This window comes from Micromonospora sp. ZG13 (genome assembly GCF_059359355.1).
Window position 1 is genome coordinate 687,162 of record NZ_JCADBQ010000001.1, and the last position, 26,122, is coordinate 713,283.

General features: G+C 75.0%; 26 protein-coding genes and 1 riboswitch. Of the genes, 10 read left to right on the forward strand and 16 right to left on the reverse strand.

Annotated elements, in window-relative coordinates:
• Window positions 1-263: 263 nt before the first annotated feature.
• Together AC5L34_RS03330 and AC5L34_RS03335 are read right to left on the reverse strand one after the other, a co-directional pair.
• Entirely contained in the window at window positions 264-1,337 is a 1,074-nt protein-coding gene (locus tag AC5L34_RS03330; RefSeq protein WP_494823767.1) for a hypothetical protein, read from the reverse strand.
• Between the two features lie 177 nt (window positions 1,338-1,514).
• Window positions 1,515-1,718, reverse strand: a complete 204-nt coding sequence (locus tag AC5L34_RS03335) for a cold-shock protein (protein WP_067305333.1) — start codon at window positions 1,716-1,718, stop codon at window positions 1,515-1,517.
• Between the two features lie 210 nt (window positions 1,719-1,928).
• Here AC5L34_RS03335 and AC5L34_RS03340 point away from each other — a divergent pair, with 210 nt between their 5' ends.
• Window positions 1,929-2,462 carry a GNAT family N-acetyltransferase gene (locus AC5L34_RS03340; protein ID WP_441176167.1) on the forward strand — a complete coding sequence of 178 codons (534 nt, stop codon included), beginning with the start codon at window positions 1,929-1,931 and terminating at the stop codon, window positions 2,460-2,462.
• Between the two features lie 52 nt (window positions 2,463-2,514).
• Here the strand turns inward: AC5L34_RS03340 and paaN are convergent, their stop codons facing one another.
• The 4 genes from paaN to AC5L34_RS03360 form a co-directional block, all read right to left on the reverse strand.
• Window positions 2,515-4,188 (reverse strand): phenylacetic acid degradation protein PaaN, encoded by a 1,674-nt coding sequence (gene paaN / locus AC5L34_RS03345; protein ID WP_441176168.1) that lies wholly within the window; start codon window positions 4,186-4,188, stop codon window positions 2,515-2,517.
• A 53-nt stretch (window positions 4,189-4,241) separates the two neighbouring features.
• The gene (locus tag AC5L34_RS03350; protein ID WP_494823768.1) at window positions 4,242-5,261 is read right to left on the reverse strand and encodes a GNAT family N-acetyltransferase; all 1,020 of its coding nucleotides are present in this window, start codon (window positions 5,259-5,261) and stop codon (window positions 4,242-4,244) included.
• Between the two features lie 263 nt (window positions 5,262-5,524).
• On the reverse strand, window positions 5,525-6,811 hold the full coding sequence (gene thrC, locus AC5L34_RS03355; RefSeq protein WP_358164495.1) for a threonine synthase: 1,287 nt from the start codon (window positions 6,809-6,811) through the stop codon (window positions 5,525-5,527).
• Between the two features lie 10 nt (window positions 6,812-6,821).
• Window positions 6,822-6,958: riboswitch (SAM riboswitch) on the reverse strand.
• A 131-nt stretch (window positions 6,959-7,089) separates the two neighbouring features.
• Entirely contained in the window at window positions 7,090-7,518 is a 429-nt protein-coding gene (locus tag AC5L34_RS03360) for a DoxX family protein (protein WP_441176170.1), read from the reverse strand.
• 176 nt (window positions 7,519-7,694) lie between these two features.
• Between AC5L34_RS03360 and AC5L34_RS03365 the strand changes: the two genes are divergently transcribed.
• Window positions 7,695-8,444, forward strand: coding sequence for a hypothetical protein (locus AC5L34_RS03365; protein WP_441176171.1), 750 nt, complete (start codon window positions 7,695-7,697; stop codon window positions 8,442-8,444).
• A 70-nt stretch (window positions 8,445-8,514) separates the two neighbouring features.
• Here AC5L34_RS03365 and AC5L34_RS03370 read toward each other — a convergent pair whose 3' ends face one another.
• Window positions 8,515-9,438: a hypothetical protein gene (locus tag AC5L34_RS03370; RefSeq protein WP_441176172.1), complete on the reverse strand. Its 924-nt coding sequence runs from the start codon at window positions 9,436-9,438 to the stop codon at window positions 8,515-8,517.
• Between the two features lie 476 nt (window positions 9,439-9,914).
• Between AC5L34_RS03370 and AC5L34_RS03375 the strand changes: the two genes are divergently transcribed.
• The gene (locus AC5L34_RS03375; protein WP_494823769.1) at window positions 9,915-10,475 is read left to right on the forward strand and encodes a DUF4232 domain-containing protein; all 561 of its coding nucleotides are present in this window, start codon (window positions 9,915-9,917) and stop codon (window positions 10,473-10,475) included.
• Here the strand turns inward: AC5L34_RS03375 and AC5L34_RS03380 are convergent.
• Window positions 10,472-11,347 (reverse strand): ABC transporter permease, encoded by an 876-nt coding sequence (locus AC5L34_RS03380; RefSeq protein ID WP_101412963.1) that lies wholly within the window; start codon window positions 11,345-11,347, stop codon window positions 10,472-10,474. The two genes, AC5L34_RS03375 and AC5L34_RS03380, sit on opposite strands and share 4 nt — an antisense overlap.
• Window positions 11,344-14,208, reverse strand: coding sequence for an alpha/beta fold hydrolase (locus tag AC5L34_RS03385; protein ID WP_494823770.1), 2,865 nt, complete (start codon window positions 14,206-14,208; stop codon window positions 11,344-11,346). Before AC5L34_RS03385 ends, AC5L34_RS03380 begins: the two co-directional genes overlap by 4 nt.
• Before the next feature lie 364 nt (window positions 14,209-14,572).
• Between AC5L34_RS03385 and AC5L34_RS03390 the strand changes: the two genes are divergently transcribed.
• The 7 genes from AC5L34_RS03390 to AC5L34_RS03420 are packed head-to-tail and all read left to right on the forward strand — an operon-like array spanning window position 14,573 to window position 22,826.
• Entirely contained in the window at window positions 14,573-15,742 is a 1,170-nt protein-coding gene (locus AC5L34_RS03390; protein WP_494823771.1) for a hypothetical protein, read from the forward strand.
• Window positions 15,729-18,257 (forward strand): sensor histidine kinase, encoded by a 2,529-nt coding sequence (locus AC5L34_RS03395; RefSeq protein WP_494823772.1) that lies wholly within the window; start codon window positions 15,729-15,731, stop codon window positions 18,255-18,257. Before AC5L34_RS03390 ends, AC5L34_RS03395 begins: the two co-directional genes overlap by 14 nt.
• Window positions 18,254-18,724, forward strand: a complete 471-nt coding sequence (locus tag AC5L34_RS03400; RefSeq protein WP_441176177.1) for a roadblock/LC7 domain-containing protein — start codon at window positions 18,254-18,256, stop codon at window positions 18,722-18,724. The genes AC5L34_RS03395 and AC5L34_RS03400 overlap by 4 nt, the downstream gene beginning before the upstream one ends.
• The gene (locus AC5L34_RS03405; RefSeq protein WP_441176178.1) at window positions 18,721-19,194 is read left to right on the forward strand and encodes a DUF742 domain-containing protein; all 474 of its coding nucleotides are present in this window, start codon (window positions 18,721-18,723) and stop codon (window positions 19,192-19,194) included. Before AC5L34_RS03400 ends, AC5L34_RS03405 begins: the two co-directional genes overlap by 4 nt.
• On the forward strand, window positions 19,172-19,909 hold the full coding sequence (locus tag AC5L34_RS03410; protein ID WP_494823773.1) for a GTP-binding protein: 738 nt from the start codon (window positions 19,172-19,174) through the stop codon (window positions 19,907-19,909). The genes AC5L34_RS03405 and AC5L34_RS03410 overlap by 23 nt, the downstream gene beginning before the upstream one ends.
• A gap of 45 nt (window positions 19,910-19,954) precedes the next feature.
• The gene (locus AC5L34_RS03415) at window positions 19,955-20,503 is read left to right on the forward strand and encodes a hypothetical protein (RefSeq protein WP_494823774.1); all 549 of its coding nucleotides are present in this window, start codon (window positions 19,955-19,957) and stop codon (window positions 20,501-20,503) included.
• Window positions 20,504-20,525: 22 nt separating this feature from the next.
• The gene (locus AC5L34_RS03420; RefSeq protein WP_441176181.1) at window positions 20,526-22,826 is read left to right on the forward strand and encodes an AAA family ATPase; all 2,301 of its coding nucleotides are present in this window, start codon (window positions 20,526-20,528) and stop codon (window positions 22,824-22,826) included.
• Between the two features lie 33 nt (window positions 22,827-22,859).
• Here the strand turns inward: AC5L34_RS03420 and AC5L34_RS03425 are convergent, their stop codons facing one another.
• From AC5L34_RS03425 to AC5L34_RS03455, 7 genes are read right to left on the reverse strand one after another with little or no spacing between them, the layout of a single operon-like run.
• Window positions 22,860-23,288: a gas vesicle protein K gene (locus AC5L34_RS03425; protein ID WP_441176182.1), complete on the reverse strand. Its 429-nt coding sequence runs from the start codon at window positions 23,286-23,288 to the stop codon at window positions 22,860-22,862.
• Window positions 23,285-23,539 (reverse strand): gas vesicle protein, encoded by a 255-nt coding sequence (locus AC5L34_RS03430; protein ID WP_441176183.1) that lies wholly within the window; start codon window positions 23,537-23,539, stop codon window positions 23,285-23,287. Before AC5L34_RS03430 ends, AC5L34_RS03425 begins: the two co-directional genes overlap by 4 nt.
• Before the next feature lie 19 nt (window positions 23,540-23,558).
• Window positions 23,559-24,398: a GvpL/GvpF family gas vesicle protein gene (locus AC5L34_RS03435; protein ID WP_441176184.1), complete on the reverse strand. Its 840-nt coding sequence runs from the start codon at window positions 24,396-24,398 to the stop codon at window positions 23,559-23,561.
• Window positions 24,382-24,750 carry a gas vesicle protein gene (locus tag AC5L34_RS03440; RefSeq protein WP_088998131.1) on the reverse strand — a complete coding sequence of 123 codons (369 nt, stop codon included), beginning with the start codon at window positions 24,748-24,750 and terminating at the stop codon, window positions 24,382-24,384. Before AC5L34_RS03440 ends, AC5L34_RS03435 begins: the two co-directional genes overlap by 17 nt.
• Before the next feature lies 1 nt (window position 24,751).
• A complete protein-coding gene (locus AC5L34_RS03445) occupies window positions 24,752-25,096 on the reverse strand; it encodes a gas vesicle protein GvpO (RefSeq protein ID WP_363896366.1) in 345 nt (114 codons plus the stop codon).
• Window positions 25,050-25,361 carry a gas vesicle protein GvpG gene (locus AC5L34_RS03450; protein WP_441176185.1) on the reverse strand — a complete coding sequence of 104 codons (312 nt, stop codon included), beginning with the start codon at window positions 25,359-25,361 and terminating at the stop codon, window positions 25,050-25,052. Before AC5L34_RS03450 ends, AC5L34_RS03445 begins: the two co-directional genes overlap by 47 nt.
• A gap of 3 nt (window positions 25,362-25,364) precedes the next feature.
• On the reverse strand, window positions 25,365-26,120 hold the full coding sequence (locus AC5L34_RS03455) for a GvpL/GvpF family gas vesicle protein (RefSeq protein ID WP_494823775.1): 756 nt from the start codon (window positions 26,118-26,120) through the stop codon (window positions 25,365-25,367).
• Window positions 26,121-26,122 lie beyond the last annotated feature (2 nt).

A 26,122-nucleotide genomic window follows, 5' to 3' on the forward strand; every position in this document is an offset into this window, starting at 1 on the left:
CTCCTGGACACTCACGGGCCACCCGGAGTGTGTGTCCCGGATGGGCCGCCTGGTGTACGCACCTTGGGACGTCGCCACCTGGCGACGACGACGTCTCCTCGGCCGGGCCGGATAGCCCGCGACGACCGGCCATGTGCCGCAGCCGCGTCTGGACGCCGCTACGACCGTGGCCCTACCGCCCCGACCATTGGCACTCACGGTATGCGAGTGCCAATGACTTGTTTAGCACTCTCCCCTGCCGAGTGCAAGCACGATGGGCCCGGTCAGCCGAGTTCGCCGGCCAGCCGCGCGCTGTCCACCGGCCCCTCGTGGGCGCGTTGCTCGGCGTACGTGACGACCAGTCCGACCAGCTGGGCGAGGTGGGTCGGCAGGGCCAGCAGCGCGCCCACCACCGCAACCACGATCACGCCGACCGCCGTGCCGGGCGAGTCCATCGGGGTGGTGCCGAACGGCAGCGCGCCGATGCCCTCCACCATGCCCGCGGCGCCGCCGCCGACGATCACCGCCGCCGCCACCAGCGCCACCCGGCCGAGCAGCAGGCCGAGCCGGTCGTGGAACATCCGGAAGGACCGGCCGATCGGGTGCTGCCGCTCGAACAGGTAGACCGGGCCGGCCATGCTCAGCGCGAAGGCGAAGTAGATGCCGGGGATGAAGCAGAGGCAGAGGCCGAGGCCGATGATCACGCTCATCAGCAGGGTCCAGGCCCAGAGGCCCAGGGCCCGGCGCGCCCCGTACGACAGGGCGGCGCCCAAGCTGACCGGCTGACCGGCCGCCTGCCGGGTGACCACCCAGGTGCCGGCCGCCCAGCCCAGGCTCTGCACGAAACCGAAGACGAGGGCGCTGCCGAGCACCACGGACAGCATGACGCCCAGGTCGGTCACGAAGGTGTCGGGCAGCGCGGCGGGATCGTCGCCCATCGACTGCTCCCACTTGGCGGTCGGGTCGAGGACCAACGAGAGCACCGACACCACGAGGGCCGGCAGCACCTGGGTGAGCAGCAGGATCGGCAGCAGCAGCAGCCAGCCCCGGCGCACCGCGCCGACGCACCGGTTGAACCAGCCGTTGACGCCCGCGCCGGGCGGGGTGACGAGCAGGTCGGCCGGGTCGAGGCCGTGCCCCGGCGGGTACCACCCGTGGCCCGGCTGCCCGGGGTAGGCGACCGGAGCGCCCGGATACCACGGCTGCCCGCCGTACGGGCCCGAGCCGACCGGGTATCCGCCGGTGGGCGGGAAGACCCAGCCCTGCGGCGGTGGACCGGCCGGCGCGCCGCCGGGTGGCGGCGCGGAGGGGTCGGGGTCTCCCGGGGGCGGCGCGGCCTGGGGCGGCTGGTCGGACATGAACCCTCCTCAGCGATGGCTGGAACGGCTCACGATCCTCCCCTGCCGACGCAACCGGGCCGACGCCCGCCCCCGGGGGACGGGCCGGTCACGGGTGCCCCGCGTTGCCGGGTCGCCCCCGGCCCCCACGGCCGGGCCGAGGGGGCGACCGGCGCGGGCGCGGGAGGAGTGCCGGGGTCAGGCGATGACGCGCACGCGCTCGGCCTGCGGCCCCTTCTGGCCCTGGGCGATCTCGAACTCGACCCGCTGGCCGTCGTCCAACGCCTTGTAGCCGTCCATCTCGATCGCCGAGAAGTGGACGAAGACGTCCTGCCCGCCGTCGACGGCGATGAAGCCGTAGCCCTTTTCGGAGTTGAACCACTTGACGGTGCCCTGTGCCACGGTGCACTTCCTCACTCTGCGCGGCGTTCCACGACCCCGGAGGCCGGGCGGGCCGGCACCGGAGGACCACCGGCTCGGCGATCGACGAGGGCCGCTGAAACGGTGACCGAAATCGCACGCTACACGAAGCGTGACGACGGCGCACGACCACAAATCGGGCGAATTTCGACCGAGCGGCATCGGCGCTCATCGCTGTGGTAGGCATGCGTCATGACGAGCGCGCCCGCCGGGTCGCCGCCCGCGCGGCGGGCGGAGATCCGCCGGGTCCGGCCGCGCGACGCCGCCCGGATGCGGGCCCTGCGGCTGGAGATGCTCGCCGACGCCCCACTGGCCTTCCTGGAGACCCTCGCCGACGCGGCGGCCCGGTCGCACGCGGACTACGCGGCCCGGATCGCGTCCGTCTCCACCGGGGCGGGCACCGCGCAGTTCGTCGCGGATCCGGGCGGCCGGCTCGTCGGGCACGCCGGCGGCACGGCGGCTCCCGGGGAACCGGGGCTGACCGTGGTGTACGCCGTCTACGTCACCCCGGCCTGGCGGGGCAGCGGCCTCCTCGGCGACCTCGTCGACGCTGTCGCGGCCTGGTCGCGGGCGTGCGGGCGCCCCGAACTGATGCTGGAGGTCGTGGTCGGCAACGACCGGGCCTACCGCGCGTACCAGCGGCTGGGCTTCGTCGACACCGGCGTACGCGTCCCGCACCCCACCGTGCCGGCGCTCACCGAGCTCCAGATGCGCCGCCCGGCCTGACCCGGCCGCCCGGACCGGCCCGCGTGGGGGCCGCCCCGGGCAGCGGGCCGACTCAGGCGTGCCGGCGGGACTGCACGATGCGGAACCGGTTGGCGACGTAGGCGCCGTCGGTGAGGGCGGAGTTGGCCGCCGCGTTGGCGCCGCTGCCGTGGAAGTCGGAGAAGGCCGCCGACTGGTTCACGAAGACCCCGCCGGTGAGGTTGCAGGACAGGTGCACCCCGACCTCGACCGCCGCCGCCTCGGCCGCGTCGAGGACCGCCCCGTCGGTGGAGTAGACCGCCGCGGTGAGCGCGCCCTTCTCGCCGACCGTGGCGCGCAGGATCTCCAGGCTGTGCGCCGTGGAGTCCGTGGCGATGGCGAACGAGATCGGCCCGAACCACTCCTGCGAGTAGGTCGCGGTGTCGTCGGCCGCCAGCCGGACCACCGTCGGGGTGCGGACCACCGCGCCGGGGAAGGCCGGGTGCTCGACCGTACGCGACTCCAGCACCGCCTCGCCGACCTTGGTGACCGCGTCGAGGCGCTCCAGCACCCCGTCGTTGACGATCGCGCCGGTCATCTCCACCCCGCGCGCCGGGTCGGCGGTGATCTTGGCGACCGCCGCGGCGATCCCGCCCGCCACCTCGTCGAAGCTCTTGTGCCCCTGGTCGGTCTCGATGCCCCCGGAGGGGATGAGGATGTTCTGCGACGTGGTGCACATCTGGCCGCTGTAGAGGGTCAGGGTGAAGCCGAGGTTGCGGCACATGCCGGCGAAGTCGTCGGTGGAGTCGATCACCACCGTGTTCAGCCCGGCCTTCTCGGTGTAGACCGCCGCCTGCCGGGCGTTGGCCTCCAGCCAGTCGCCGTACTCGGTGGAGCCGGTGAAGTCGACGATCTTCACGGCCGGGTGCAGGGCCAGCGTGGAGGCGAGCTTCTCACCCGGGGCCTCGGGCGCGAGCAGCACCAGGTTGGGGTCGAAGCCGGCCTCGGCGAGCACCTCCCGGGCGTACTTCACCGTGATCGCCAGCGGCAGCACCGCGCGCGGGTGCGGCTTGACGACCACCGGGTTGCCGGTGACCAGCGAGGCGAACAGCCCCGGGTACGAGTTCCAGGTCGGGAACGTGTTGCAGCCGATCACCAGCGCCACGCCACGGGGCACCACGTGGAAGGTCTTGCTCATCCGCAGCGGGTCGCCCTTGCCGGCCGCCTTCTCCCAGCCCGCAGTCCCCGGGTGCCGGGTCATCTCCGCGTACGCGTAGGCGACCGCCTCCAGCGCGCGGTCCAGCGCGTGCGCGCCGCCGGCCTGGAACGCCATCACGAAGGCCTGGCCGCTGGTGAACTGCACCGCGTTGGCCAGCTCGAAGATGTGCTTGTGCAGCCGGTCGAGGATCTCCAGGCAGACCCCCGCCCGGGCCTGCGGGCCGGCGTCGCGCCAGGCGGGCAGGGCGGCGGAGGCGGCGGCGACCAGTTCGTCGGCGCCGGCGTGCGGGTAGCGGACGTTCAGCTCGACACCGAACGGGCTGGCCTCGGTGGCGACCCGGTCTGCCGCGCCCGGCTGGTCGAGGGGGAAGTCACCGCCGAGGTACGCCTCGAAGGCGGCCTTGCCGTCGGCGGCGGCGGTCTCGCCGTAGACCCGGGGGCTGGGCGACTCGGGGTAGGCGGACCAGTACCCGCGCTCCGTGATCGCGGTCAGCGCCCGGTTGAGGGTGTCGGCGTGCCTGTCGTACAGGGGGTGCGGGGTCTCCGTCATGCCCGCCATCATGCAACAGGAACCCCTCAGATCAGTAGGGGCGTGTCACAAACTCAGATGGTGAGCTGCCAGTCGGTCCAACCGTCGACGGGACGGAACCCGAGTTGCTCGTTGATCCGCACCATGTGGGCGTTCTCGGCCGCGTTGAAGGTGTCGATCGCGCGTACCGCCGGCTCGTGGGCCAGCAGGTGACGCAGGTTCTCGACCTTGGTGAGCAGGCCGAGGCGGTGACCGCGGTGCTCCGGGTCGACGATGGTGATCTGCTGGAACGCGTGCCAGTCGGCCGACGCGCCGACGTCGAGCAGGGTCCAGGCGACCACCCGGCCGGACGCCTCGTGGCGCGCCGCCGTGTGGTAGCGCCGCCGCCCCCGCGCCCGCAGTGCCCGCTCGATGCCGCGGACGCGTTCGACGTCGATCCGCTCCGGTTCCCACTCCACGTCGCCCAGGGGTGCGTCGGTCATCAGCCGGCCGTCCAGGTAGGCGATGTCGGCGACGTACTCCTCGGGGGTGTCCCCCCGCCAGCGCACGACGTCGTAGCCGGCGGCCCGGCCCCGGGCGTCGACCAGCGCGGCGGCCAGGCCGTCGTGGTCGAGCCGGGTGGTGTCGAGCCGGCGGCGGACCTCCGCCAGCGCCGGCCGGGCGCCGGTCGACGCGGCGAAGGCGGCGGCGGCCCCGGAGCGGGCCGGGCCGCCGGGCAGCGCGGAGACCGCCATCGCCAGCACCCGCTTGCGGCCCCGCTCCCGCAGCAGGCGTACGCCGTGCTCGTGCAGCGCACGGCCGACACCGCGACGCCGGCACTGGGGGTGCACCACCACCTCGGCCGTGGCGTTCTCGGTGTTGTCGAGCTGCGGCAGGTCCAGTGCGAGGTAGCCGGCCGGCACGCCGTCGAGCCGGGCCAGCGCCCAGAGCGGCTCGTTGCCCGGCATCGGGTGCCGGATCGCCGCCTCGAAGCGCCGCCGGCAGAAGGGCGGGAAGTCCGGCAGGTCGGCGTCGTTGGCCGCCGCGCCGATCCGGTACGCCTCGTCGACGGCGGCCTGGTCGGCGGCGTCGAGCGGCGCGATCGCGATGCTCATCGGCTCAGGGTGCGCCCCCCGACGACGATCGGGCCAGCGAATTAACGCTGGCCCGATCGGAAGTTGGTCGGGAGGGACGCTCGCACAACGCCTCCGGCGTTGGGTCGCAAGAACTCAAAGTCTCCGGCGAAACGCCCTCCCGCACGGAGCATCTTGCGCCGTCCGGTTCCTGCCGTCAAGTCCTTGTCGGCGCGTTTTCCGCACTCACAGCGAAAACCCAGTTACGCCGCGAATCCCCCGCCCGCCCCGGTAGCCGGGTCGGGTCAGCCGAGGAGGCCGGCGTCGCGGGCGGCTCGCAGCGAGGGCTTGATGCGGTGGGTGGGGCCGACCTGGCCGGCCACCGCGTCGAGGGTCTTGAGGCCCTCGCCGGTGTTGAAGACGACGGTCTCGGCGGTCGGGTCCAGGCGGCCCGACTCGACCAGCTTGCGCAGCACGGCCACGGTCACGCCGCCGGCCGTCTCGGCGAAGACGCCGGTGGTGCGGGCCAGCAGGCGGATTCCGGCGCGGATCTCGTCGTCGTCGACGTACTCCATCCAGCCCCCCGTGCGGCGCACCGCCTCCAGGGCGTAGATGCCGGCGGCCGGGTCGCCGATGTTCAGGGACTTGGCGATGCCGGTCGGCCGGACGGGGGTGATGGTGTCGGTGTCGGCGTGCAGGGCGGTGGCGATCGGGTTGCAGCCGGCCGACTGCGCGCCGAACACCTTCCAGCCGCCCGCCGGCGCCTCGACCAGGCCGATCTCGACCAGCTCGGCGAACGCCTTGTCGATCTTGGTGAGCAGTTCGCCGGACGCCATCGGGATCACCACCTGCGCGGGGATCCGCCAGCCGAGCTGCTCGGCCACCTCGTAGCCGAGCGTCTTCGAGCCCTCGGCGTAGTAGGGGCGCACGTTGACGTTGACGAACGCGGTGTCCTCGAACTCGTCCGTCTCGACCAGCTCGCCGCAGAGCCGGTTCACGTCGTCGTACGAGCCGTCGATGGCGACCAGTTCGCCGCCGTAGACGGCGGTGGTGATGACCTTGCCCTGCTCCAGGTCACCAGGGATGAAGACCACCGACGGCGCGCCGGCCCGGGCCGCGTGCGCGGCGACGGAGTTGGCCAGGTTTCCGGTGGAGGCGCAGGCGTAGCGGCTGAAGCCGAGCGCGCGGGCGGCGGTCAGGGCCACCGAGACGACCCGGTCCTTGAACGAGTGGGTCGGGTTGGCGCTGTCGTCCTTGACCCAGAGCGGGCCGGTGACGCCCAGTTCGGCGGCCAGGTGCGGGGCGGCCACCAGCGGGGTGAAGCCGGGGTCGAGGGTGACCCGGGTGGCCGGGTCCTGCCCGGCGGGCAGCAGCGCCGCGTACCGCCAGATGTTGCGCGGGCCCGCCTCGATCTGCTCCCGGGTGACCGTCGCCAGCGCGGCGGCGTCGTAGTCGACCTCCAGCGGGCCGAAACACTCGTAGCAGGCGTGCTGGGCGGCGAGCGGGTAGCGGGCCGAACAGGCGCGGCAGACCAGGGCGCGGGCGGGGCTGGCGGTGGTGTCGATGCCGGAGGGGGCGAACGTCGACGTCATGTCGAGGGTCCTCTCATCTTTCCCCCGCATCGCACCCTGCGGCGGGGACGGAATTGGCACCTGCCCCGCCGGTCGCTCTGCGGTGAGCGCGCGGGGTGGTTGCCGGGGCGTCGTCGGGCCGTATCCCTCAGCCCCTCTGGATGAGGTATGCAGTTGTGCCGTCGAGTCTAAGCACCGACAACGCCCGGATCGACGTCGGATCCCACGCTGTGAGCGATCCCGCAGCCGCCGTCGATCCGCCGGGCGGGGCCGGCGGAACCCTCCTCGACGGTACGGATTCAGACGGTCACCGAGCGGGAGTCGGCGGGGCGCCGGGCGCGCAGCAGGGTGTCGAGCGCCCACGCGCCGGGACCGAACACGGCGATCAGCAGGAACGACCAGCAGAACAGGACGGCCAGCTCACCACCGTTGCGCAGCGGCAGCAGCGCGTCGGGCTGGTGCACCACGAAGTACGCGTACGCCATCGAGCCGGACGCCAGCAGGGCCGCCGGCCGGGTCAACAGCCCGACGAGGACCAGGCCGCCGCAGACCGCCTGGATCAGCGCGGCCCACCAGCCCGGCCACTCGCCGAGCGGGACCGCCTCGCCGGTGCCCCGGCTGCCGCCGAGGATCCCGAGCAGTGAGGCCAGGCCGTGGCAGAGGAAGAGCAGGCCGACGACGGCACGGAACAGGGACAGGGCCGGGCCACCTATCCGGTCAGTGAGCATCAGGGCACCTCCGATCAGGACGGCAGGACGGCACCAGGATGCCGACAAAGATTCGACCGTGTCGATGAATTCCCTATCCGTGGGAACGCTCCCATGGATAGGGGCGTCCCTGCCGCCTTGCGGGCTGGCGCGGGCCCGTTACGGTGCCGGTCACATCGACGGAAAGGAACGCGCGAATGCGTCGCAAGCTCGTCCCGGTGGTGGCGCTGACCATGGCCTGCCTGCTGGTGGTGACCACCGCCTGCTCCACGGGCAACCGGAAGAAGCGGAACCGGTCCGCCGACCGGCCCGCCGGCACCGCCGTCGAGCGGGACGACGTCGACACCGCCCCGGCGACCGCCCGGGCCACCCCGACCCCCCGCCCCACCGACGACCGGCTCAGCTGCCTGGAGCTGCGCAACACCCGGGTCGGCAGCAGGAAGATCCGCTACCGCGGGTACGCCGCCCCGATCCGCCTCGCCGACGGCCGCTGGTCCGACCCCGACGGCACGAGGGTGGAGTTGCAGCGGCCGTGCGCCGTGGGCGACCTCGACGGCGACGGCGCGGGTGACGCGGTGGGGGTGGTCATGCTCGACGGCGGCGGCACCGGCCGCTTCTTCACCCTCGCCGCCTGGCGCAACGTCAGGGGCGAGCCGGACTACCAGGCCCAGGTCGACCTCGGCGACCGTACGCCGGTGGAGAGCGTCAGCGTGCGCGACGGCAGGGCGACGGTGGTCTACCTGACCCGCCCCGCGGACGGCCCGATGGCGGAACTGAGCATCCGGCGCACCGCCGTCTACCAACTCCGGGGCACGACGCTGGCCGAGCTGCGCCACACCGACGCCCGGGTGACCGACGCGTCCGGCGACGGGGACACCGCCGACTCCGGCACCGCGCCGGACTCCCCCGACTCCCCCACCCGCAAGCGCAGGCCCCGGTCCCGCTGACGTCCCCGCGACCGGGCCGTCCGGGACCCGTCGATCGTTGCCGGCTCCGGCCGGAACGAGCACGCGCGGCTCAGCCCGGGACCGGCCGGTGGGCCGCTGGCCTCGGGAGCTGTACGGATGCGGTCTCCGGGCAATTCTGCTGGCTCACCTCGCCGAGGCAGCCCCACCCCGGGCCCGGGGGGCGTTCGAAGTACTGGACGGGCTGCGACGGGACGGCCTCGGTGGTGAACGTTCCGGTGCCGCCCGGGATGCGTTGCTCGTGGGAACCGGTCGTGTCGGTGTAGGAGGCGACGATGTGCCACTCGCACGTGTGGGTGGACACCTCCGGCTGGATACGGAAGGCCATGTTGGACTGACCGTTGCCCAGCTCGACGACGTTGCGGCGGAAGTACAGCCGGCCCTCCTCCGGCTCGCCCTCGGCCAGGGCGTACGGACCGTGCGGCTCGTCCGTCGGTCCCCCGGTCAGGTCCCACAGCAGGCCCTGCCGGGACTCCGCACCCGCCGGGGGAAGGGTGACGACGGTCTGCGCCGTCGGTACGCGGCACGTGTCCTTGACGGCAGTCATGTTGTTGATCGTGAGCCCGGCGGCGCGGTCGCTGTTCAGGTTCAGGTCGAACGTCTGGGCATGGCCGCGATTCTCGTTGCCGTCCTCCCGCGGGGCCACGTAGGACGCGTGCTCGACCAACCGGCCGCCGAGCGGCTTCAGGAACTCCCACACCTCCGACCTGGCGCCGGTCAGGGCGGTGAGGGCGGCCTGCTCGCCCTCGGTCAGCGGCCGGTCGAGCAGCACGGTGAAGGCCTCGGGCAGGTCCCGGTCGTAGTCGAGGGGAGTGACGGTGGACACGAACGCGGGCTGCTCACGGTCGACCACCTTCTCGGCCTGCCTGTCCGATCGGGCCCGATCGGTGGCCGTCGACCGGTCCAGCAGAAGGTCGGCGTGGTAGGCGAACAGCACGCCGAGCACGACGACGACGGCGACGGCGGTCGCGTACACCGCACGCTGCCTCGGCCGAAGCCCGCGAAACCCGGGCAGGCGTTCATCGGCCAGCACGGCCAGGGCGCTCGGCCCGGGCCGCTGCCCCGGTGCCGGCGCGGGTGGCGGCGCGGCCTGCGAGACGGGTGGCGGCGCGGGCGGGGACGTGGACGGCCGAGCCGGTGGCGCGGGCGACGGCTCGGCGGGCGGCTCAGGCGGCGGCACGGCGGGCGGAGTGGACATACCCGATTCTCACTCACGGGAACCGCAGTCTCACAGACAGCAGTTCGCGCTCCCCGGGTTCCTCACCTGAGGAGAGACCGGTCCCACGCACGGGGCAGCTCGACAGCGCCCATCAGCCGCTCCCCCGGACGGGTGTCCGGGGCCGGCTGAGCACCGGCCGGTGCGATGATCGGGCGATGGCAACCCCCGCGTACCGACCCGCACCGTGTCCGCGCGGCGGAGTTTCCACACCGGCACGGCTGATCGGCGTCACGATGGCCGGCCTCGTCCTGCTCGGCGCCTGCTCCGCGGCCGCACCGCCGTCGGTCGATCCGGCACCGAGCACCATCCCGAGAGCGGGCGCGCCGACACCGGATTCCGGGACCGCCCCCGGCGGGTGCCCGGAGTCCGGCGTCCGGATCAGTTCGCCGGGCTCCAGCGCCGCGATGGGTCTGCGGGCCCTCGGGCTGGAGCTGGTCAACTGCGGCACGGAGCCCTACCCGCTGAACGGTTATCCCGTGCTGCGTCTGCACGACGGCGACGGCAACCCGATACCGGTCCGGGTGGTCGAGGGGGCCAAGGAGATCACGTCGGGCTTCGACGCGCCGCCCCGGCCACTGACCCTGCGGCCCGGCGAACGGGCCGGTGCCGCCGTGCTCTGGCGCAACCTGGTCACCGACCCGACGGTCGTCGCCACCACCGGCGAGCGCCTGGAGGTCGCGCCCGCCGCTGGCCGGCCCGCGCAGGTCGTCGGCCTGGACGGGCCGATCGACCTCGGCAACACGGGCCGGATCGGGGTCAGCGCCTGGAAGAAGGCGGCCGACCCGGCGCCTTAGCTGGTGACGTCCTTTCGGGTGAAGCGCCAGAACGCCAGCCCCCAGAACAGCGTCGCGTAGCTGATCGCGGAGATCGCGCCGCGTACCACGTCGTCGGTCTGCACCGGCGTCGACAGCAGGCCCAGCCAGGCGGTGCTGTAGTGCGTCGGCAGGAACGCGCGCAGCGCGCCCAGCGCGGTGATCTGGTCGAGGATGCTGGAGAGAATCCAGAGCAGCACCGCGCCGCCGACCGCGCCGAGCGCGGCGTCCGTGACCACCGACAGCAGGAACGCCAGGCCGGCCACCACCAGGAGTACGACCGCCAGGTAGCCGAGCACCCCCAGCAGCCGCAGCAGCCCCTCGCCCGGTTCGAGCTGGGCCGCCACGGTGCTGCGCAGCGGCTCCCAGCCGTAGCGCAGCGTGCCGATCAGCAGGGCGGTGCCGGCGAGCAGCAGCAGCGCCAGGGCCGAGTAGACGAGCGCGACCACCAGCTTCACCGTCAGCAGGCGGGCCCGGGGCACCGGCACCGCGAGCAGGTACCGCAGGCTGCCCCAGCTCGCCTCGCTGGCCACCGTGTCGCCGCAGAACAGCGCCACCACCACGACCATCAGGAACGACGCCGAGACGAAGATGGTGAAGAGGGTGAAGTTCAGCCCGCCCGACGTGGCGAACTCCACCAGGCTGCCGAACTCCCCGCGCCCGTTGTCGTCGTCGTCGCCCGTGTCGAACTGGAACGCGATCAGGATGATCAACGGCAGCAGCACCATGAAGCCGAGGGCGAGCTGCGTACGCCGCCGGGAGGCCTGCCGCCGGAACTCGGCGCCGAACGGCAGGGTCGCCGACGGTCGGTAGCCGGCCGCCGCGCCCGCCGTGGGTGACGTGCCCGCCATCATCGGTCCCCGCTTCCCCGAGAGTTCTCGCCCACCAGGGCGAGGAACGCGTCCTCCAGGCGGCGCCGCGGCACCACCCGGTCCACCCCGATGCCGGCCCGGACCAGCTCGGCGACCACCTCACTGCGGGCGGTGCCATTGGTGTCCACCACGAGCTGGCCCTCGCTGTCGGGGAGCACCCGCACCCCGTGCAGGCCGTCGAGCACCGCCCGGGCGGCCTCCGGGTCGGTCACGTCGAACAGCACGCTGGGCGACTCGCCGACGATCTCCTCGACGGGGCCCGAGGCGACGATGCGGCCCTTGTTCACCACCACCGCGTGCGTACAGGTCTGCTCCACCTCGGCCAGCAGGTGGCTGGAGACCAGCACCGCCCGGCCGTCGGTGGCGTAGCGCTGGAGCACCCGGCGCATCTCCGCGATCTGCGGCGGGTCTAGCCCGTCGGTCGGCTCGTCGAGCACGAGCAGTTCGGGCAGGCCCAGCATCGCCTGCGCGATGGCGAGGCGCTGTTTCATGCCGTGGCTGTAGTTCTTGATCCGCCGGCGCACGGAGTCGCCCAGGCCGGCGATCTCCAGGGCCTCCTCGAAGTGCGCGTCCTCGGCCGGCCGCCCGGTGGCCCGCCAGTACGCCTTGAGGTTCTCCAGACCGGACAGGTGCGGCAGGAAGCCCGGCCCCTCGACCAGCGCCCCGATCCGGGACAGCACCGGCGACCCGGGCACCAGCCGGTGCCCGAAGACGTAGACCTCGCCGGCCGTCGGCTGGGTCAGCCCCATCAGCACCCGCAGCGTGGTGGTCTTGCCCGCGCCGTTCGGGCCGAGCAGGCCGACGACCTGACCGGGGTGCACCTCGAAGTCCACGTTGGAGACGGCGACGAAGCCGTCCGCGTACTCCTTGCGGAGCTGCCGCACAGCCAGCGGGACGCCCGCGTACGCCGGGTGCACGGAGCTGTCCTGGCGGCGGTGCCGGCGGCGGACCACGGCGACGACCACGACGAGCCCGACGACGATCGCGGCGACCAACCCGGCCAGCACCCAGCGCCACACGGTCGCGGAGGTGGGGATCGGGTCGCCGGCGACGGTCGGCAGGCTGACCGCGCCGGTGGCCGCGACGGTGTGCACGGCCGGCTCGACCGGGGTGGCGTACGCCTGGTCGGAGGTCGCCACCACCACGCGCAGCCGGTGCCCGGCCTCGATCCGGCGCACGATCGCCGGCAGGGTGACGGTGACCGGGCGTGCCGCGTCGATCGTCGGCGGCAGGCCGGTGAGCCGGATCGGGGCGACCAGGCCGTTGGGCAGGGTGGCCGCGCCGTTGGGGTCGACGTCGTAGAGCTTGACGAAGAGCACGGCCTCCCCCGTCGGCGACGCCGCCCGGACGTCGACGGTCGGGGCGCCCACCACGTCGACCGCCTCGGCCAGCGGCTCCGACTCGAAGCGGGCGTGCTGGCCGGGAATGTCGCCGGCCACGCCGCCGAGCAGCGCCGACAGCTCACCGGCGAAGGGCACCGAGGAGATGGCGGCGGGGTTGCCGGCCGGTGGGTTGGCGACGGGCTGGGCGGGACCGGCCACCGGCACGCTCCGGCGGGCCGTGCCGGCGACGCCGGGATAGTCGGCGTAGCGGTAGCCGGTGGCCACCAGCCCCCGGTCGAGGGCGTCGAAGCCGGCGATACGCGACCAGGTGAAGTCGTCGCCCGGGGCCTCGCCCTCGCCCTTGACGTAGTGGTCGAGCCACTGCACGGTCAGGAACTTCACCCGGTCCGAGTCGGTCTTCGGGCCCTCGCCGCCGTCGTGGCCGCCGGTGAACCAGGCCACCCGCACGGGCGTGCCGGCGGCGGCGATGCCGCGCGCGTTGGCGTCCGCCTCGCCGAGCGGGAAGAGGGTGTCCGCCTCGCCCTGCACCAGCAGGGTCGGCGCCTCGATCCGGTCGAGCACCCCGGCCGGGCTGGAGCGGCGCAGCAGGTCCACGGCGGCCTGGTCGGCCCGACCCGTGGTGGCGATGCGCAGGTACGCGGCGCAGATGTCGGCGGCGAACCGGCCGCACGCCGGGTCGCCGGCGCCGGCCGGCGCGCGCCCCGGGCCGGTGCCCGGACCGGCGCCCGGCCCCGGGCTGGGCGGGCCGGCGGAGGCGGGCGCCCCCTCGGGCTGCGCGGCGCTGGTCCCGGAGAGCCCGGCCGGCCCGGAGCCGACGTTGCCGCCGCCGCCGAAGAACAGCCCGGCCCAGCCCGACTTGAAGACGCCCTCGGTGGGCTCCTTGCCGCTGCTCTCCGGCAGGAAGGAGCGGGACAGGTCGTTCCAGGTGATCATCGGCACGATCGCGTCGACGCGCTGGTCCTGCGCGGCGAGCAGCAGCGCCAGGGCGCCGCCGTACGAGCCGCCGACGACGCCCACCCGCGGGTCCCCGTCCCCGTCGGTACGGACGTCGGGGCGGGCGGCGAGCCAGTCCAGCAGCCGTTGCGCGTCGCGTACCTCGTAGTCCGGGTGGTCCAGGTGGATCTGCCCGCCGCTGCGGCCGAAGCCCCGCGCGGTCCAGGTGAGCACCGCGTAGCCGCGACCGGCGAACTCCTCGGCGTCGGCGCGTACGGACTCCTTTGTGCCGCCGAAGCCGTGCGCCAGCAGCACCGCCGGCACCTTGTCGGCCGGCGAGGCGCCCTCGGGCAGGTAGAGCGTGGTGTCCAGGTCGACGGGCTCGTCCCCGGTCGGCCCGGAGGCGACGTTCACGAACGCCGCCTCGGTGCGCACGGCCGGCTCCCGCGGCAGGACCGCCCAGGTCACGGCTGCGGCGAGCAGCACGACGACCACCGTCGCGGCGACGACGCGCCGGCGGGTGGGCAGGGCACGCCGGATCCACGCGGCCGACAACGGCGATCTCATTCGGCACACGGTACGGCCCGGATCCTGAGCGTTGGCTGAGATCCTCCGTACGTCCGTCCGGTCGGGCCGATCGGCGTCCGGGGCACGCGGTCCAGACCGTCCCAGGAAGATGAATTCGGATCACGTGAATTCCGATGTTCGTCGGAAATCCACTCCGATCCATCCTTGCCACTCTCCGTCCCGGCACCCACCGTGCCCGCCGAGTCACCCAGGGGTCACTTCGGGCTTCATGACGCAAAGCTGACTGTTCGACGGCCGGATCAACTCCCCGCTGGTCGGTTAGTTTTCCGGTCCGGTGCACGGGACTTCACCGTCGACCCCCGACACCCACCACCATCCCGTGCTCCCGCCGGAGGAGACAGACATGACAGTCCCCGCGCCGCCGGCCGGCCGGCGGCCCACCACGGTGGGCCGCGTACTGCCGCTGCTGCTCCTCGTCGCCCTGCTCGCGCCGATGACCCTGCTCTTCGTGCAGACCTGGCGGCTCACGGCCGACGACCGGGACCTGGCCAGCCGGGAACGGCTGGGCGTGGAGTACCTGCGCGCCCTCGGCCCGGTCACCCACGCCCTGATCGACGCCCAGTCCGCCGCCGTCGCCGCCCGACCCGCCGACAGCGCGGCGCTGACCCGCGCGGTCGAGGCCGCCGCCTCCGTCGACACGCGGATCGGCGCCGAGCTGCGGACCCAGGAACGCTGGGCCGGCCTACGGGCCAAGATCGAGGCGCTGGGCGCCCGCGGCCCCGCCGACCCGGAGGCGGCCTTCGCCGCGTACGGCGAGGCCACCGACCTGCTGCTGGCCCTGCACGACAAGGTCCGGGAGACCTCCGGACTCGTCCGCGACCCCCGGTCGGACTCCTTCTTCCTCCAGCACGCGAGCCGGGACCTGCCCGAGACGGTGGTGGCGACCGGGCGGCTGGCGGACCTGGCCGTGCTCGCCGCCCGCCGGCCCGCCGCCGACCGCAACCGCACCGCCGTCGAGATCGCCGCCCTCCGGGTCGCCGTCCTCACCCCGGCCGGCGACCTGGTCACCGACCTGCGGGCCGCCGTGGACAGCTCGGAGAGCGCCGACCTCGGCGCGAGCGTGCTGACCCCGCTCGACACGTACCAGCGGGCCGTCGAGGCGCTGGCGGCCAACTCCGCCCCGACCGGCCGCGACGCCGTTGCCAACCAGGCGCAGATCACCGACGCCCGGCGCGACGCGCAGGCCGCCGCCGAGCAGCTCCAACCCGTCATCCTGGACGAACTCGACGCGCTGCTCGCCGAACGCCTCGGCGGCCTGGACCGCAGCCGGTGGCTGACCGTCGCGGCGGGGGTGCTGGCCGTACTGCTGTGGGCGGCACTCGGCGCGGTGTGGCTCGCCGCCGCCCGCCGGGCCCGACAGCGCGCGGCACAGGCCCGCCGCGAGCGGGACGGGGCCGCCACCCCGCCGGAGGCCACGCCGTGGCCGCCCACCGCCGAACCGCGTCGACTCCAGCCCGTGGGGCCGGCCCGCGAACCCGGCGCGCAGTGGGGGCCCGCCGATGCTGCTCGCTAGGCTCCGGATCCGGGGCAAGCTCGCGCTGCTCGTGGTCATCCCGCTGCTCAGCATCGTGGGGCTGGCCGTGCCGGCGGTGCTCGACCGGGTGTCCGCCGCGCAACGCGCCGGCGACATCGCCGAGCGGGTCCGCGTCGCCAGCCGCATCGGCACCCTCGTGCAGGACCTGCAACAGGAACGCGTCCTCTCCGTCGGCCTGCTGCTCGGCCGGGTCACCCGCACCGAACTGGTGCAGCGGACGGCCAGCGTCGACGACCGGGTCGCCGACCTGCGGGCCACCCGGGGCGACAAGCTGCCGAGCCGGGTCGCCGAGGCCCTGCACGGCGTACGCGGGCTGACCGACCTGCGGGCCGCCGTGCTCGCCGGGGCCGCCACCCCGGACCAGATCATGGCCGCGTACGGGCCCGTCAACACGGCGCTGATCGAGTCGCTGCGGCTGCCGTTCGGGGTGAACACGGAGACGGCGGCGGGACGGCAGGTGCTGGCCCTCGACGGGCTGCTGCGCGCCGACGAGGGGCTGGCCGCCTGCGCCACCCTGATCGTGCTCGTCAAGGCCACCGGCGCGCCCCGGGCGAGCGCCTCGTACGTCGCCTGCATGGCCGCGCTGCGCGTGGACAACCAGCGGTTCCGCAGCCTCATCACCCCGGAGCAGTTCGCCCTGGCGAGACTCAACGACGCGGCCGTGGCCGCCCGTACCAGCGCGAACTTCCTCCACACGAGCGCGTTGGACCCGGCCGGCGCGACCAGGGACATCCCGCTGGACGCGCTCTTCCCGTCGGTCCGCTCGATGATCACTTTCGGGCAGTTCATCGAGAAGAAGCTCGTCGCCGACGTCATCGCCGAGGTGACCCGGCAGCAGCGCCGGGCGCTGACCGAGGCGTACCTGGTCGGTGGGGTCGCCACCCTGATCCTCGCCGTGGTGGTGCTGCTCAGCGCGGCCGTCGCGAGGACGGTGGCCCGGCCGCTGACCCGGCTCACCCGCTCCGCCGACCGGGTGGCCCGGGTCGCCGAGGCGGAGCTGACCCGGGTCGCCGACGACGAGACCGAGGGCGTAGCGCCGGTGCGCCTCGACCCGGTCGACGTACGGGCCCGCGACGAGATCGGCGACCTGGCCCGCGCGTTCGACCGGGTGCAGAGCACCGCCGCCCGGCTCGTCGAACGGCAGGTCGCCGGACGGCGCAACGTGGCGCAGATGTTCGGCCACGTCGGCCGCCGTACGCAGAACCTCGTCGGCCGGCAGATCGCGCTGATCGACCGGCTGGAGCGGCAGGAGACCGACCCCGACCGGCTGGAGCACCTGTACCGGCTCGACCACATCTCCAGCCGGCTGCGCCGCAACGCGGGCAGCCTGGTGGTGCTCTCCGGCTCGGCCGGCGCGGACCCCCACGTGGCGCCGGTGCCGCTCGGCGACGTGGTCCGGCTGGCGCTCGGCGAGATCGAGGACTACACGCGCGTCGACGTGCGGGTCCCGCCCGGCGTGTCGGTGGCGCCCGGCGCCGTCGGCGACCTCGTCCTGGCGCTGGCCGAACTGATGGAGAACGCCACCGTCTTCTCCCCGCCGCACACCCGGGTCACGGTGGACGGCGAGCAGACCGGCTCCGGGGCGCGGCTGACCGTGGTCGACCGGGGCATCGGCATGACGCAGGAGCGGCTGGCGGAGGAGAACGCCCGGCTCACCCGGCGGGAGCGGCTGGATCTCGCACCGACCGAGGTGCTGGGGCTCTTCGTGGTGGGCCGGCTGGCCCGCCGGCACGGCTGGACGGTGCGGCTGGCACCGACCGCTGGCGGCGGCGTGACCGCCCACCTGGAGGTCCCGGAGAGCTCGCTGGTGATCCACCGCGCCGAGCGGGCCGGCGTGGCCGTGGCCCGGGCCGCCGTACCCGCGCGCGACCGGCGCTCCCCCGCCGACGCGCCGGAGGCGGCCCGGGTCCGCGCCACGGCGGCCGAGGCACCGCCCGCCCGGATCCACGCCACAGCGGCCGAGGCACCGGCTGCCCTGCCCCGCGCGGCGGTCGGGACGGCGCCGGGGGCCCCGCCGTCCGGGTTCGACGCGGCGCTGCTGAGCCGCGCCACGCGCAGCATGGAGTCCGGCGCCCCCTGGGACGCGTTCGGCTCCGGGGGCGAGCCCGAGGCGCCGGCCGGCGCCGCCCCGCCGGGCATCCGCCAGCGGGTGCCGGGGGCCACCCTGCGCCCCGCCGACCCGCCGGTGGTGGGGCCGGTGGAGGCCGGCGGCGCCGATCCGGCCGCCGCCCGCGCCCTCGTCGAGGCGGTCGAGTCCGGCGTACGCCGGGCCGAGCGCGGCGGCCGTACCCCGGACGGCACGGTGCCGGGCCAGTTGACCCGGCGGGTGCCCGGGGCCAACCTCGCCGCCACCCCGGCCCGGCAGCCCGACAGCCCGCACCCGGGAAATCCGGACGAGGTCCGCGACCTCCTCACCGAGTTCGAGGCGGGCGTCGCCCGCGCTCTGCGTGAAGTCAGTCAAGACCACCGCTACGAAGAGGGAACATCACGGTGACCAGCCCCTTCCTGCACGACAACGTCGACCACCAGAACCCGGGCGCCGGGGACCTGAGCCCGGAGGCGCGCACCTTCAACTGGTTGCTGGACTCCTTCACCTCCAGCACGGCCGGCGTGCTGGAGGCGATCGCCGTCTCGTCGGACGGTCTGCTGATGGCCATGTCGGCGATCAAGGACCGCTCCAACGCGGAGCGGCTCGCCGCCGTGGTCTCCGGCATGACGAGCCTCGCCGGTGGCGCCGCGAGCTGGTACGCCCTCGGCGGGGTGAACCGGGTGGTCGTGGACATGGCCGAGGGCTACCTGCTGATCAGCGCGATCAGCAGTGGTTCCGTGCTCGGGGTGGTCGCCGACCGCTCGGCGAACCTCGGCACCGTGGCCTACGAGATGACGCTCTTCGCCGGCCGGGCCGGTGGCGCCCTCACCCCGAGACTGATCGCCGAGCTGAAGAACGCCGCTCAGCAATGACCCCGGAGGTCGTCGGCGAGGGACCGGACCCGGAGCCCACGATCCGGATCCGGCCCTACCTGCGCGCGTCGTCCCCCCACGACGCCCGCCCCGGCCTGCCGGCGGCCACGGCCACGCCGACGCCCGAGGACGGGCCGGCGGGCCCGCGCCCGTTCGTGCTCACCGCCGGGCGGGTAACCGGCGCCGACCCGGCGATCGGGTTGGAGACGCAGGTGACCGCCCGACCGGCGACCGACCGCGCCGCGCCGCTGAACCTGCTGGCGCCCGAGTTGCAGGCGATCGTCGCGCTCTGCGACGAGCCGATCTCGGTCGCCGAGATCTCCGCCCGCACCCGGCTGCACTTCGGTGTGGCCCGGGTGCTGGTCGGCGACCTCCGCGCGGCGGGCCACCTGGACGTGCACGACGGCGCCGACGCCCTCGACCCCGACATCATCCTCCGAGTGATTGATGGACTCCGTGCGATCTCCTGAATGGCCGGCCGCCCCGCTGGGCGGGATCGCCGCCAACAGCGCCGCCGCCCGGTACGGCTCCCCGACGGGGCCGCAACCCGCCGCGTCCGCGCCGCCGCCGCACCGGTCGCCGGCCACGGGCGTGGCCTCGGTGCCCCGGCCCGCGCCGGCCGCCGCGCCGCCGATCCCCGTCAAGATCCTCATCGCCGGCGGCTTCGGGGTCGGCAAGACCACCACGGTCGGCGCGATCTCCGAGATCGCCCCGCTGACCACCGAGGCGGAGATGACCAGCGCCGGGATCGGCATCGACGACCCGGGCGTACGCTCCGCGAAGACCACCACCACGGTGGCGATGGACTTCGGCTGCGTCACCATCGACCGCAGCCTGAAGCTGTACCTGTTCGGCACGCCGGGGCAGGCCCGCTTCGGCTTCATGTGGGACGACCTGGCCCGCGGGGCACTCGGCGCCCTCGTCGTGGTGGACAGCGCCCGGCTGGACGACTGCTACCCGGCGATCGACTTCTTCGAGCGGGCCGGCCTGCCCTTCGTGGTCGGCGTGAACGCCTTCGACGGGCGGCTGGCGCACGACCTCGACGCGATCCGGTGGGCGCTGGCCGTCGGCGACCACGTGCCCCTGGTGCAGTTCGACGCCCGGGACCGGCTCTCGGTGCGGGACGCCCTGCTGGTCGTCCTGGACCGCGCACTGGAGCGGGCCACCCGGGAGAAAAAGTCCTGAACCGCCGCGGCGGTTCGACCCGTTTCGCGAGAAGGGGTGGTCGTGATGAGAGGTGGACTGGACGAGACACTGGCCCGGATGGCCCGCCGCGAGGAGGCCCTGCGCCGGCGGGCCGCCGACGCGGGGGCGGTGGGCGGGGAGGTCGCCGAGCCGGCGGAGGCGCACGACGGCTCCGGCCCGGGCCGCGCCGGGACCCGGGCCGAGGTACGCAACGCCGGACCGGGCTGGGCCGACACGCGGCGGGGCGCGGAACCCCGCGACCCCGTGGCGGAGGTCGCCGAGGCCGTCCGCCGAGTGTTGGCCGGCCACCCCGGCACGGCGGTCAGCATCCGGGTGGAGCACGACGGGCAGGCGTACCCGCTGCGGGTCGCCTGGACCGACGCGGGCGTGACGGTCGGCACGGAGGCCACCGCGCCGCCGCCGGAGTGGCCCCTGTCGGTCAAGACCGTGCCGGCCTGGACGCCAACCCGGGAGGGGCTGACCCCCGACCCGGCGGCGCGGCTGGCCGCGCTGATCCGCCGCGACCCGTCCCTGCTCGGCGACGGTGACGGGCCCCGCGCGGCGCACGACGCCCCGGGGGCGGGCGCGGCGTGACCACGGCGGCTAGGGTCGGGCGGTGGCGGAACCCGACCTGACCCTGACCGCGAGCCTGCGGCCGGCGGCCCTGGACGCCCGGCGGGGCGTCGTCCGGCTACACCCCGAGGTGCTCACCGCGCTGGCGCTGCGCCCCGGCGACCCGGTGCGGCTGGCGGGCCGGCGGACGACCGCCGGCATCGTCGCGCCGGCCGAGCCGACCGCCAGCACGGCGCTGCTCTACGCCGACGACCTGCTGCTGGGCAACCTCGGGATCCGCGACGGCGGCCAGGTCACGGTGAGCCCCCTGCCGGTCACCCCGGCCCGCCGGGTGCTGCTCGCCGGTCCGGCGCAGATCGCCGCCGTGGTCTCCCCCGAGATGCTCCGCCTGGCCCTGCTCGGCAAGGTGGTGACGACCGGGGACGACGTGTCGCTGCTGCCGCAGGACGTGCTGCCCGACGCCTCGGTGCGCAGCCTGGTGGAGGCCGCCCGGCGCAGCCTCTCCAACAGCGTCGGGTACGCCTGGACCAGCACCCTGCTCGCCGTGGTCGCCGCCGAGCCCGACACCGGCTCGCTGGTCACCATGGACACGGTGGTCGGCTGGGAACACGGCCAGGCGACCCACGGCTCCGCCGGCACCACGCCCGGTGGGGGGCGCCTCGGGGCCGGCGGCCCGACGGCGAACGGGACCGGCCCGGGCCGACCGGGTGCCGCAGGCGTACGCGGCGGCGGCCCGGTCGTGGACGCCACGGGACGGACCGCCGGGAGCGCCGACGACGCGCCGCCCGCCGTGGACGAGTTGCCCGGGCTGCGGGCGCAGGCCGAGGAGCTCACCGAGCTGCTCGACCTCGGCTTCCACCACCGGGAGGTGCTCGGCCGGCTGGGCACGACCGTCTCGCTGGGCGTGCTGGTCGCCGGGCCGGCCGGCTCCGGCAAGGCCGCGCTCGTACGCGCCGTGGCCGCCCGGGTCGGGGCCCGGGTCAGCCCGCTCTGGGCCCCCGAGGTCGCCGCGCTGACCAACCAGGCCGCCGCCGACCGGCTGCGCACCGCCGCCGCCGAGGCGCGCGCCGACGGCCCCGGGGTGCTGCTGGTCACCGACGTGGAGGCACTCGCCCCGGCGGACGGCCCGGGCCCGGTGGCGACCGTGTTCCGGCAGGTGGTCGCCGAGACCGTACGGGCGGGGGTGGCGGTCGTCTGCACCACGGGCCGCCCCGAGGCCGTCGACCCCGCGTTGCGCGCCCCGGACCTGCTCTCGCTGCGGATCAGCGTCCCGCTGCCGGACGCGGCCCTGCGCCGGGAGCAGTTGACGGTGCTGACCCGACAGGTCCCGCTCGCCGACGACGTACGGCTCGACGAGGTCGCCGGGCGTACCCCCGGTTTCGTCGCCGCCGACCTGGCCGCGCTGGTCCGCGAGGCCGGGGTGCGCGCGGCGCTGCGGCAGAAGTCGGCGGAGACGCCGACGGTGGCCATGGCGGACTTCGCCGCCGCGCTGGAGGTCGTCCGGCCCACCACCATGGCCGCCTCCACCCTGGAGCTGGCCTCGGTGACGCTGGACGACGTGGGCGACCTGACGGAGGTCAAGGAGACGCTCACCGAGTCGGTGCTGTGGCCGCTGACCTACCCGGACACCTTCGCCCGGCTGGGCGTGCAGCCGCCGCGCGGGGTGCTCCTCTACGGCCCGCCGGGCTGCGGCAAGACCTACCTGGTGACGGCGCTGGCCGGCTCGGGGCGGGCGAACGTGCTCTCGGTGAAGGGCGCGGAGCTGCTGTCGAAGTGGGTCGGCGAGAGCGAGCGCGCGGTCCGCGAACTGTTCCGCCGGGCCCGGGAGGCCGCGCCCACCCTGATCTTCCTGGACGAGGTGGACGCGCTCGCCCCGGTACGCGGCCAGGCCAGCGACGGCGGCACCACCGACCGGGTGGTGGCCGCGCTGCTGACCGAGCTGGACGGGGTGGAGACGCTGCGCAACGTGGTGGTGGTCGGCGCGACGAACCGCCCCGACCTGGTGGACCCGGCACTGCTGCGCCCCGGACGGCTGGAACGGCTGGTCTACGTGCCGCCGCCGGACGGGCCGGCGCGGGCGGAGATCCTGCGCGCCTCGGCGCGCAACGTGCCGCTGGCACCCGAGGTGGACCTCGCGGAGCTGGGCGCGGAGCTGGACGGCTTCTCGGCCGCCGACTGCGCCGCGCTGGTGCGGGAGGCGGCGCTGGCCGCGATGCGGGAGTCGCTGACCGCGTCCACGGTCACCGCCGCGCACGTGGCCTCGGCCCGCGCCCGGGTCCGCCCGTCCCTGGACCCGACCCAGGTCGCCTGGCTCGCCGCGTACGCAGAGAAGCGGGCCGGCTGACCGCCGGCTCCCCGGTGCGACGGGCCGGCGGGGTCAGTCGGTCGGCAGGAGGGGGCCGAGCGGCCCTAGGTCGAGGTTGAGGTCCTCGGGGGCGAGGCCGAAGTACTCGCGCAGCCCCGTCATCTGCTCCTCCAGCGCCATCAGCGTGGTGCCGATCCGCTCGACCTGTTCCTCGGTGAGGTCGCCGAGGTCGACGCGGCGCAGCGCCTGCCGCTCCATGAGCTGCCGCAGCAGCTCGATCACGGTGAGCACGAGGCTGGCCAGCCCCCGCTCGACGGAGTCCCGGTCGACGGCCAGCCGACGGTCCAGCGGCGTCACCCGGGGCGGCTGCCACCGGGTGTCACCGAGCGCGGCGGCGAGTTCGGCCGCCTCGTCCCGCCGGACGCCACCACCGCCCCGTCCGCCCGTGCCCACCGCGCCGCCCCCGCCACCCGGGCCGGTCGCGCCGTGCGCGGCGGTCATGGCGACGTCCCCGGCGTCGCGGCGGCGGCGCCCGGGACGGCGTCGCGCAGTTCCGGCGGGGCCAACGCGCCGACGGAGGCGACCAGTGCGCGCAGGGAGATCCGGACCAGGTCCACGTCGGCGACGGCGATGGTGATGTCGCCGCTGATCACCACGCCGGTGGCGAGGACCCGGTCGAGCAGGTCGACCAGGGCCACCGGCCGGTAGGCCAGCGGGTCGTCGGCGCTGCTCGGCGCGAGCGACGTGGTCATGTCGCCGGCCCCCGGTCCGTCAGCACGCCGGCTCCCGTACGGTCAGCGCCGGCCCGGCGGACCGTTCGTCGGCGAAGGAGTACGGCGGCCACGGGCCGGTCAGCTCCAGTCGGATCTCGGGATGCCGCCCGGCGAGCGCGTCGACCAGCCGGCGGAACCCGGCGACCGCCCCGTGCCCGACCAGGTAGGCCCCGTTGAGCGCCATCGCGGTGGGCGCCCCGGAGAGCCGGCGGTCCTGCGGGGGGTGCCGCCGGGCGGCCGCCGCGTGCCCCGCCAGCGCCTCGTGCACGGCGCCGGCGGCCTCGGCAGCGATCCGCTGCCCCTCCTCGCGGGCGGTGAGCTGGGCCCGGCGCCGCCGCAGGTACGCCGCCCCGGCGCCACCCGACCCGGCGGGCTCCGTCGGGCGGGGCGTCGCGCCCGGCACGACGTACCCCTTGACGCCCCACTCGTCGTGGCCGGTGAGCCGGTCCAGGACGGCGGTCAGCTCCGCCCGGCGGGCGGTGAGCTGCCCCGCCACCCGGGCGTCGTCGTGGTGGACGGTGGCCAGTCGGGCGGGCACCACCGCGCCGCCCCGGGACAGGGCCGCGACGACCGCGTGGTGCGTCCGGGCCGCCCGTTCCAACCAGGCCAGGTCCTCCAGGTTGCGGCGCAGGGCCTCCTCGCCGTACTCGGACAGCGGCGCGGCGCTGACGACGGCGACCAGGCCGGCGGCCCGCACCGCGCGCGCCGCGGCACCGTCCATCCCGACGGTCGTGGCGAGCAGGGCCGGATCGACGTCGCGTGTCACGCCGTGCAGCCACACCCCGACGCCGTTGCCCGCCGGCCCGGCGGCGGGCAGGAGGTCAGCCGTCGAACTCATCCCACTCCTCTCCGCGGGCGGCCCGGCGGGCGACCCGGGGGCGGCGTTCCGCCTCCACCTGTTCCGGGTCGCGTGGGCCGGGCTCCACCGGCGGCCTCGCCCGCGAGCTGAGCCACGGGTCGTGCTCCCACCAGTCGATGCCGATCTGCCGTGCCGTGTCGACCGAGGCGATGACCAGCCGCAGCTTGAGCGTCAGCAGCTCGATGTCGAGCAGGCTGACCCGGATGTCGCCGGCGATCACGATGCCCCGGTCGAGCACGCGTTCCAGGATGTCGCCGAGGTTGGCCGGCTCGTGCCCGGCGGGCAGGACCTGACCGGAGTTCTGCACCACCGGTGGCGGCTGCGTGGTCACCTCAGCCCACCTCGCCCTTGCCGCGCTGGTAGCGCCGCACCCGCCGGTAGCCGAGCAGGCCGCCCTCCAGGTCCAGCTCCACCTCGTAGAGGCCGAGCAGGTCGGTGGAGGCCGGGAGGCGCCGGTCCTCGACCACCTCCACCCCGACCAGCCAACCGTCCCGCGACGACTTCAGCGAGGTGGTCCCCACGGGATCGCGGCCGGTCAACTCCACGACCTGCCGCAGCCCCTCGCGCGCCGCCTCGGCGGCCGAGATCGGTTCGAGGTACTCCTCCTCGTCGTACCGGTCGTCGACGGGCTCACTCCTGCGCGCCCGCCCGCCGTCGCCGCGGATCAGATCCACCATCGCGCTCACCTCCCTCGCCACCGCCGGGGGCCACCCCCCGGGCGCCGCCGGTCAGCCGTTCCAGCACCCGCTGCTGCCCCTGGTCCCGTTCCGCGGCGCTGATCTCGCCGGCGGCCTCCGCCGCGTCCAGCGCCTCCAGCTCGCGCCGGACGTCGACGGGGTTGTGCTGCCGTGACTCCGCCTCCCGGGCGACCACCTTGACCACGGCGGTCAGCCCCCGCACCGGCGCGTACGGCAGGGTCAGCAGCGCCCAGAGGATGTCCACCGCTCACCCGGTCAGCTGATGGGCGCTGACGAAGTCGTACGGGGCGAGCGGGCCGAGCAGCCGCATCCGGATCAGCTCCCGGCGCTGCTCGGCGTACTCCTCGACCGCCGCGACGAACTCGTCCTCCCGGTCCTGGTCGACCAGGAAGGCGGCGTTCGCCGCGTCCAGCTCGTTGCTCGGCGCCCGGGGTGCGCTCGCCACGGTGAGCGGGCCGAGCGCGTCGACGAGCTGCCGGTTCTCCGCCTCCCGGCTCAGCTCCACCGCCTGGCTGATGATCTCGCCGAGGCGGATCCGCTGCGGCCGGGTGGCCGCCTCCGGGTGCCCGCGCACCTGGTCCGCCAGCTCGGCGGCGGCCGGGTTCTCCGCCAGCACCGCCGCGATCACGCTCGCCTCGTCGTAGCGGCCGTGCACGGTGTACTGGATCCGGCCCTCGAATTCGTCGAGGGCTGCGGCGAACCGGTCGTGGTGCGCGTCCAGCAGGTCGGCGACCGCGTCGGGCCCGGTGACGACCGTGCCGAAGCGCACCGGAAGCACCGGCGCCACGGCCGCCGTGCCGTCCAGCATCTCCTGGTACACGGTCAGGTCGGCCGGCCGGCCGATCGGCTCGGTCAGGCTCACCTCGCTGACCAGCGCGGCCAGTTCGCCGTGCCGGATCGCCGCCACCTCGCCGGGCGGGTCGCCGACCCCGGCGGCGTCCGGGGTCGGCTCCACGTCCGAGGGCACGATGCCGTAGATGAACAGTCCGGTCTCCTCGGCCATGC

What these genes read in the sequence shown, in the direction of transcription:
- AC5L34_RS03410 (WP_494823773.1), top strand. Translation starts at nt 19,172, where the DNA reads ATGGACTCCGTGCGATCTCCTGAATGGCCGGCCGCCCCGCTGGGCGGG.
- AC5L34_RS03395 (WP_494823772.1), top strand. Translation starts at nt 15,729, where the DNA reads ATGCTGCTCGCTAGGCTCCGGATCCGGGGCAAGCTCGCGCTGCTCGTG.
- AC5L34_RS03380 (WP_101412963.1), bottom strand. Translation starts at nt 11,347, where the DNA reads ATGATGGCGGGCACGTCACCCACGGCGGGCGCGGCGGCCGGCTACCGA.
- AC5L34_RS03415 (WP_494823774.1), top strand. Translation starts at nt 19,955, where the DNA reads ATGAGAGGTGGACTGGACGAGACACTGGCCCGGATGGCCCGCCGCGAG.
- AC5L34_RS03445 (WP_363896366.1), bottom strand. Translation starts at nt 25,096, where the DNA reads ATGGTGGATCTGATCCGCGGCGACGGCGGGCGGGCGCGCAGGAGTGAG.
- AC5L34_RS03455 (WP_494823775.1), bottom strand. Translation starts at nt 26,120, where the DNA reads ATGGCCGAGGAGACCGGACTGTTCATCTACGGCATCGTGCCCTCGGAC.
- AC5L34_RS03330 (WP_494823767.1), bottom strand. Translation starts at nt 1,337, where the DNA reads ATGTCCGACCAGCCGCCCCAGGCCGCGCCGCCCCCGGGAGACCCCGAC.
- AC5L34_RS03360 (WP_441176170.1), bottom strand. Translation starts at nt 7,518, where the DNA reads ATGCTCACTGACCGGATAGGTGGCCCGGCCCTGTCCCTGTTCCGTGCC.
- AC5L34_RS03390 (WP_494823771.1), top strand. Translation starts at nt 14,573, where the DNA reads ATGACAGTCCCCGCGCCGCCGGCCGGCCGGCGGCCCACCACGGTGGGC.
- AC5L34_RS03405 (WP_441176178.1), top strand. Translation starts at nt 18,721, where the DNA reads ATGACCCCGGAGGTCGTCGGCGAGGGACCGGACCCGGAGCCCACGATC.
- AC5L34_RS03435 (WP_441176184.1), bottom strand. Translation starts at nt 24,398, where the DNA reads ATGAGTTCGACGGCTGACCTCCTGCCCGCCGCCGGGCCGGCGGGCAAC.
- AC5L34_RS03350 (WP_494823768.1), bottom strand. Translation starts at nt 5,261, where the DNA reads ATGAGCATCGCGATCGCGCCGCTCGACGCCGCCGACCAGGCCGCCGTC.
- paaN (WP_441176168.1), bottom strand. Translation starts at nt 4,188, where the DNA reads ATGACGGAGACCCCGCACCCCCTGTACGACAGGCACGCCGACACCCTC.
- AC5L34_RS03385 (WP_494823770.1), bottom strand. Translation starts at nt 14,208, where the DNA reads ATGAGATCGCCGTTGTCGGCCGCGTGGATCCGGCGTGCCCTGCCCACC.
- AC5L34_RS03340 (WP_441176167.1), top strand. Translation starts at nt 1,929, where the DNA reads ATGACGAGCGCGCCCGCCGGGTCGCCGCCCGCGCGGCGGGCGGAGATC.
- AC5L34_RS03375 (WP_494823769.1), top strand. Translation starts at nt 9,915, where the DNA reads ATGGCCGGCCTCGTCCTGCTCGGCGCCTGCTCCGCGGCCGCACCGCCG.
- AC5L34_RS03365 (WP_441176171.1), top strand. Translation starts at nt 7,695, where the DNA reads ATGCGTCGCAAGCTCGTCCCGGTGGTGGCGCTGACCATGGCCTGCCTG.
- thrC (WP_358164495.1), bottom strand. Translation starts at nt 6,811, where the DNA reads ATGACGTCGACGTTCGCCCCCTCCGGCATCGACACCACCGCCAGCCCC.
- AC5L34_RS03430 (WP_441176183.1), bottom strand. Translation starts at nt 23,539, where the DNA reads ATGACCACGTCGCTCGCGCCGAGCAGCGCCGACGACCCGCTGGCCTAC.
- AC5L34_RS03425 (WP_441176182.1), bottom strand. Translation starts at nt 23,288, where the DNA reads ATGACCGCCGCGCACGGCGCGACCGGCCCGGGTGGCGGGGGCGGCGCG.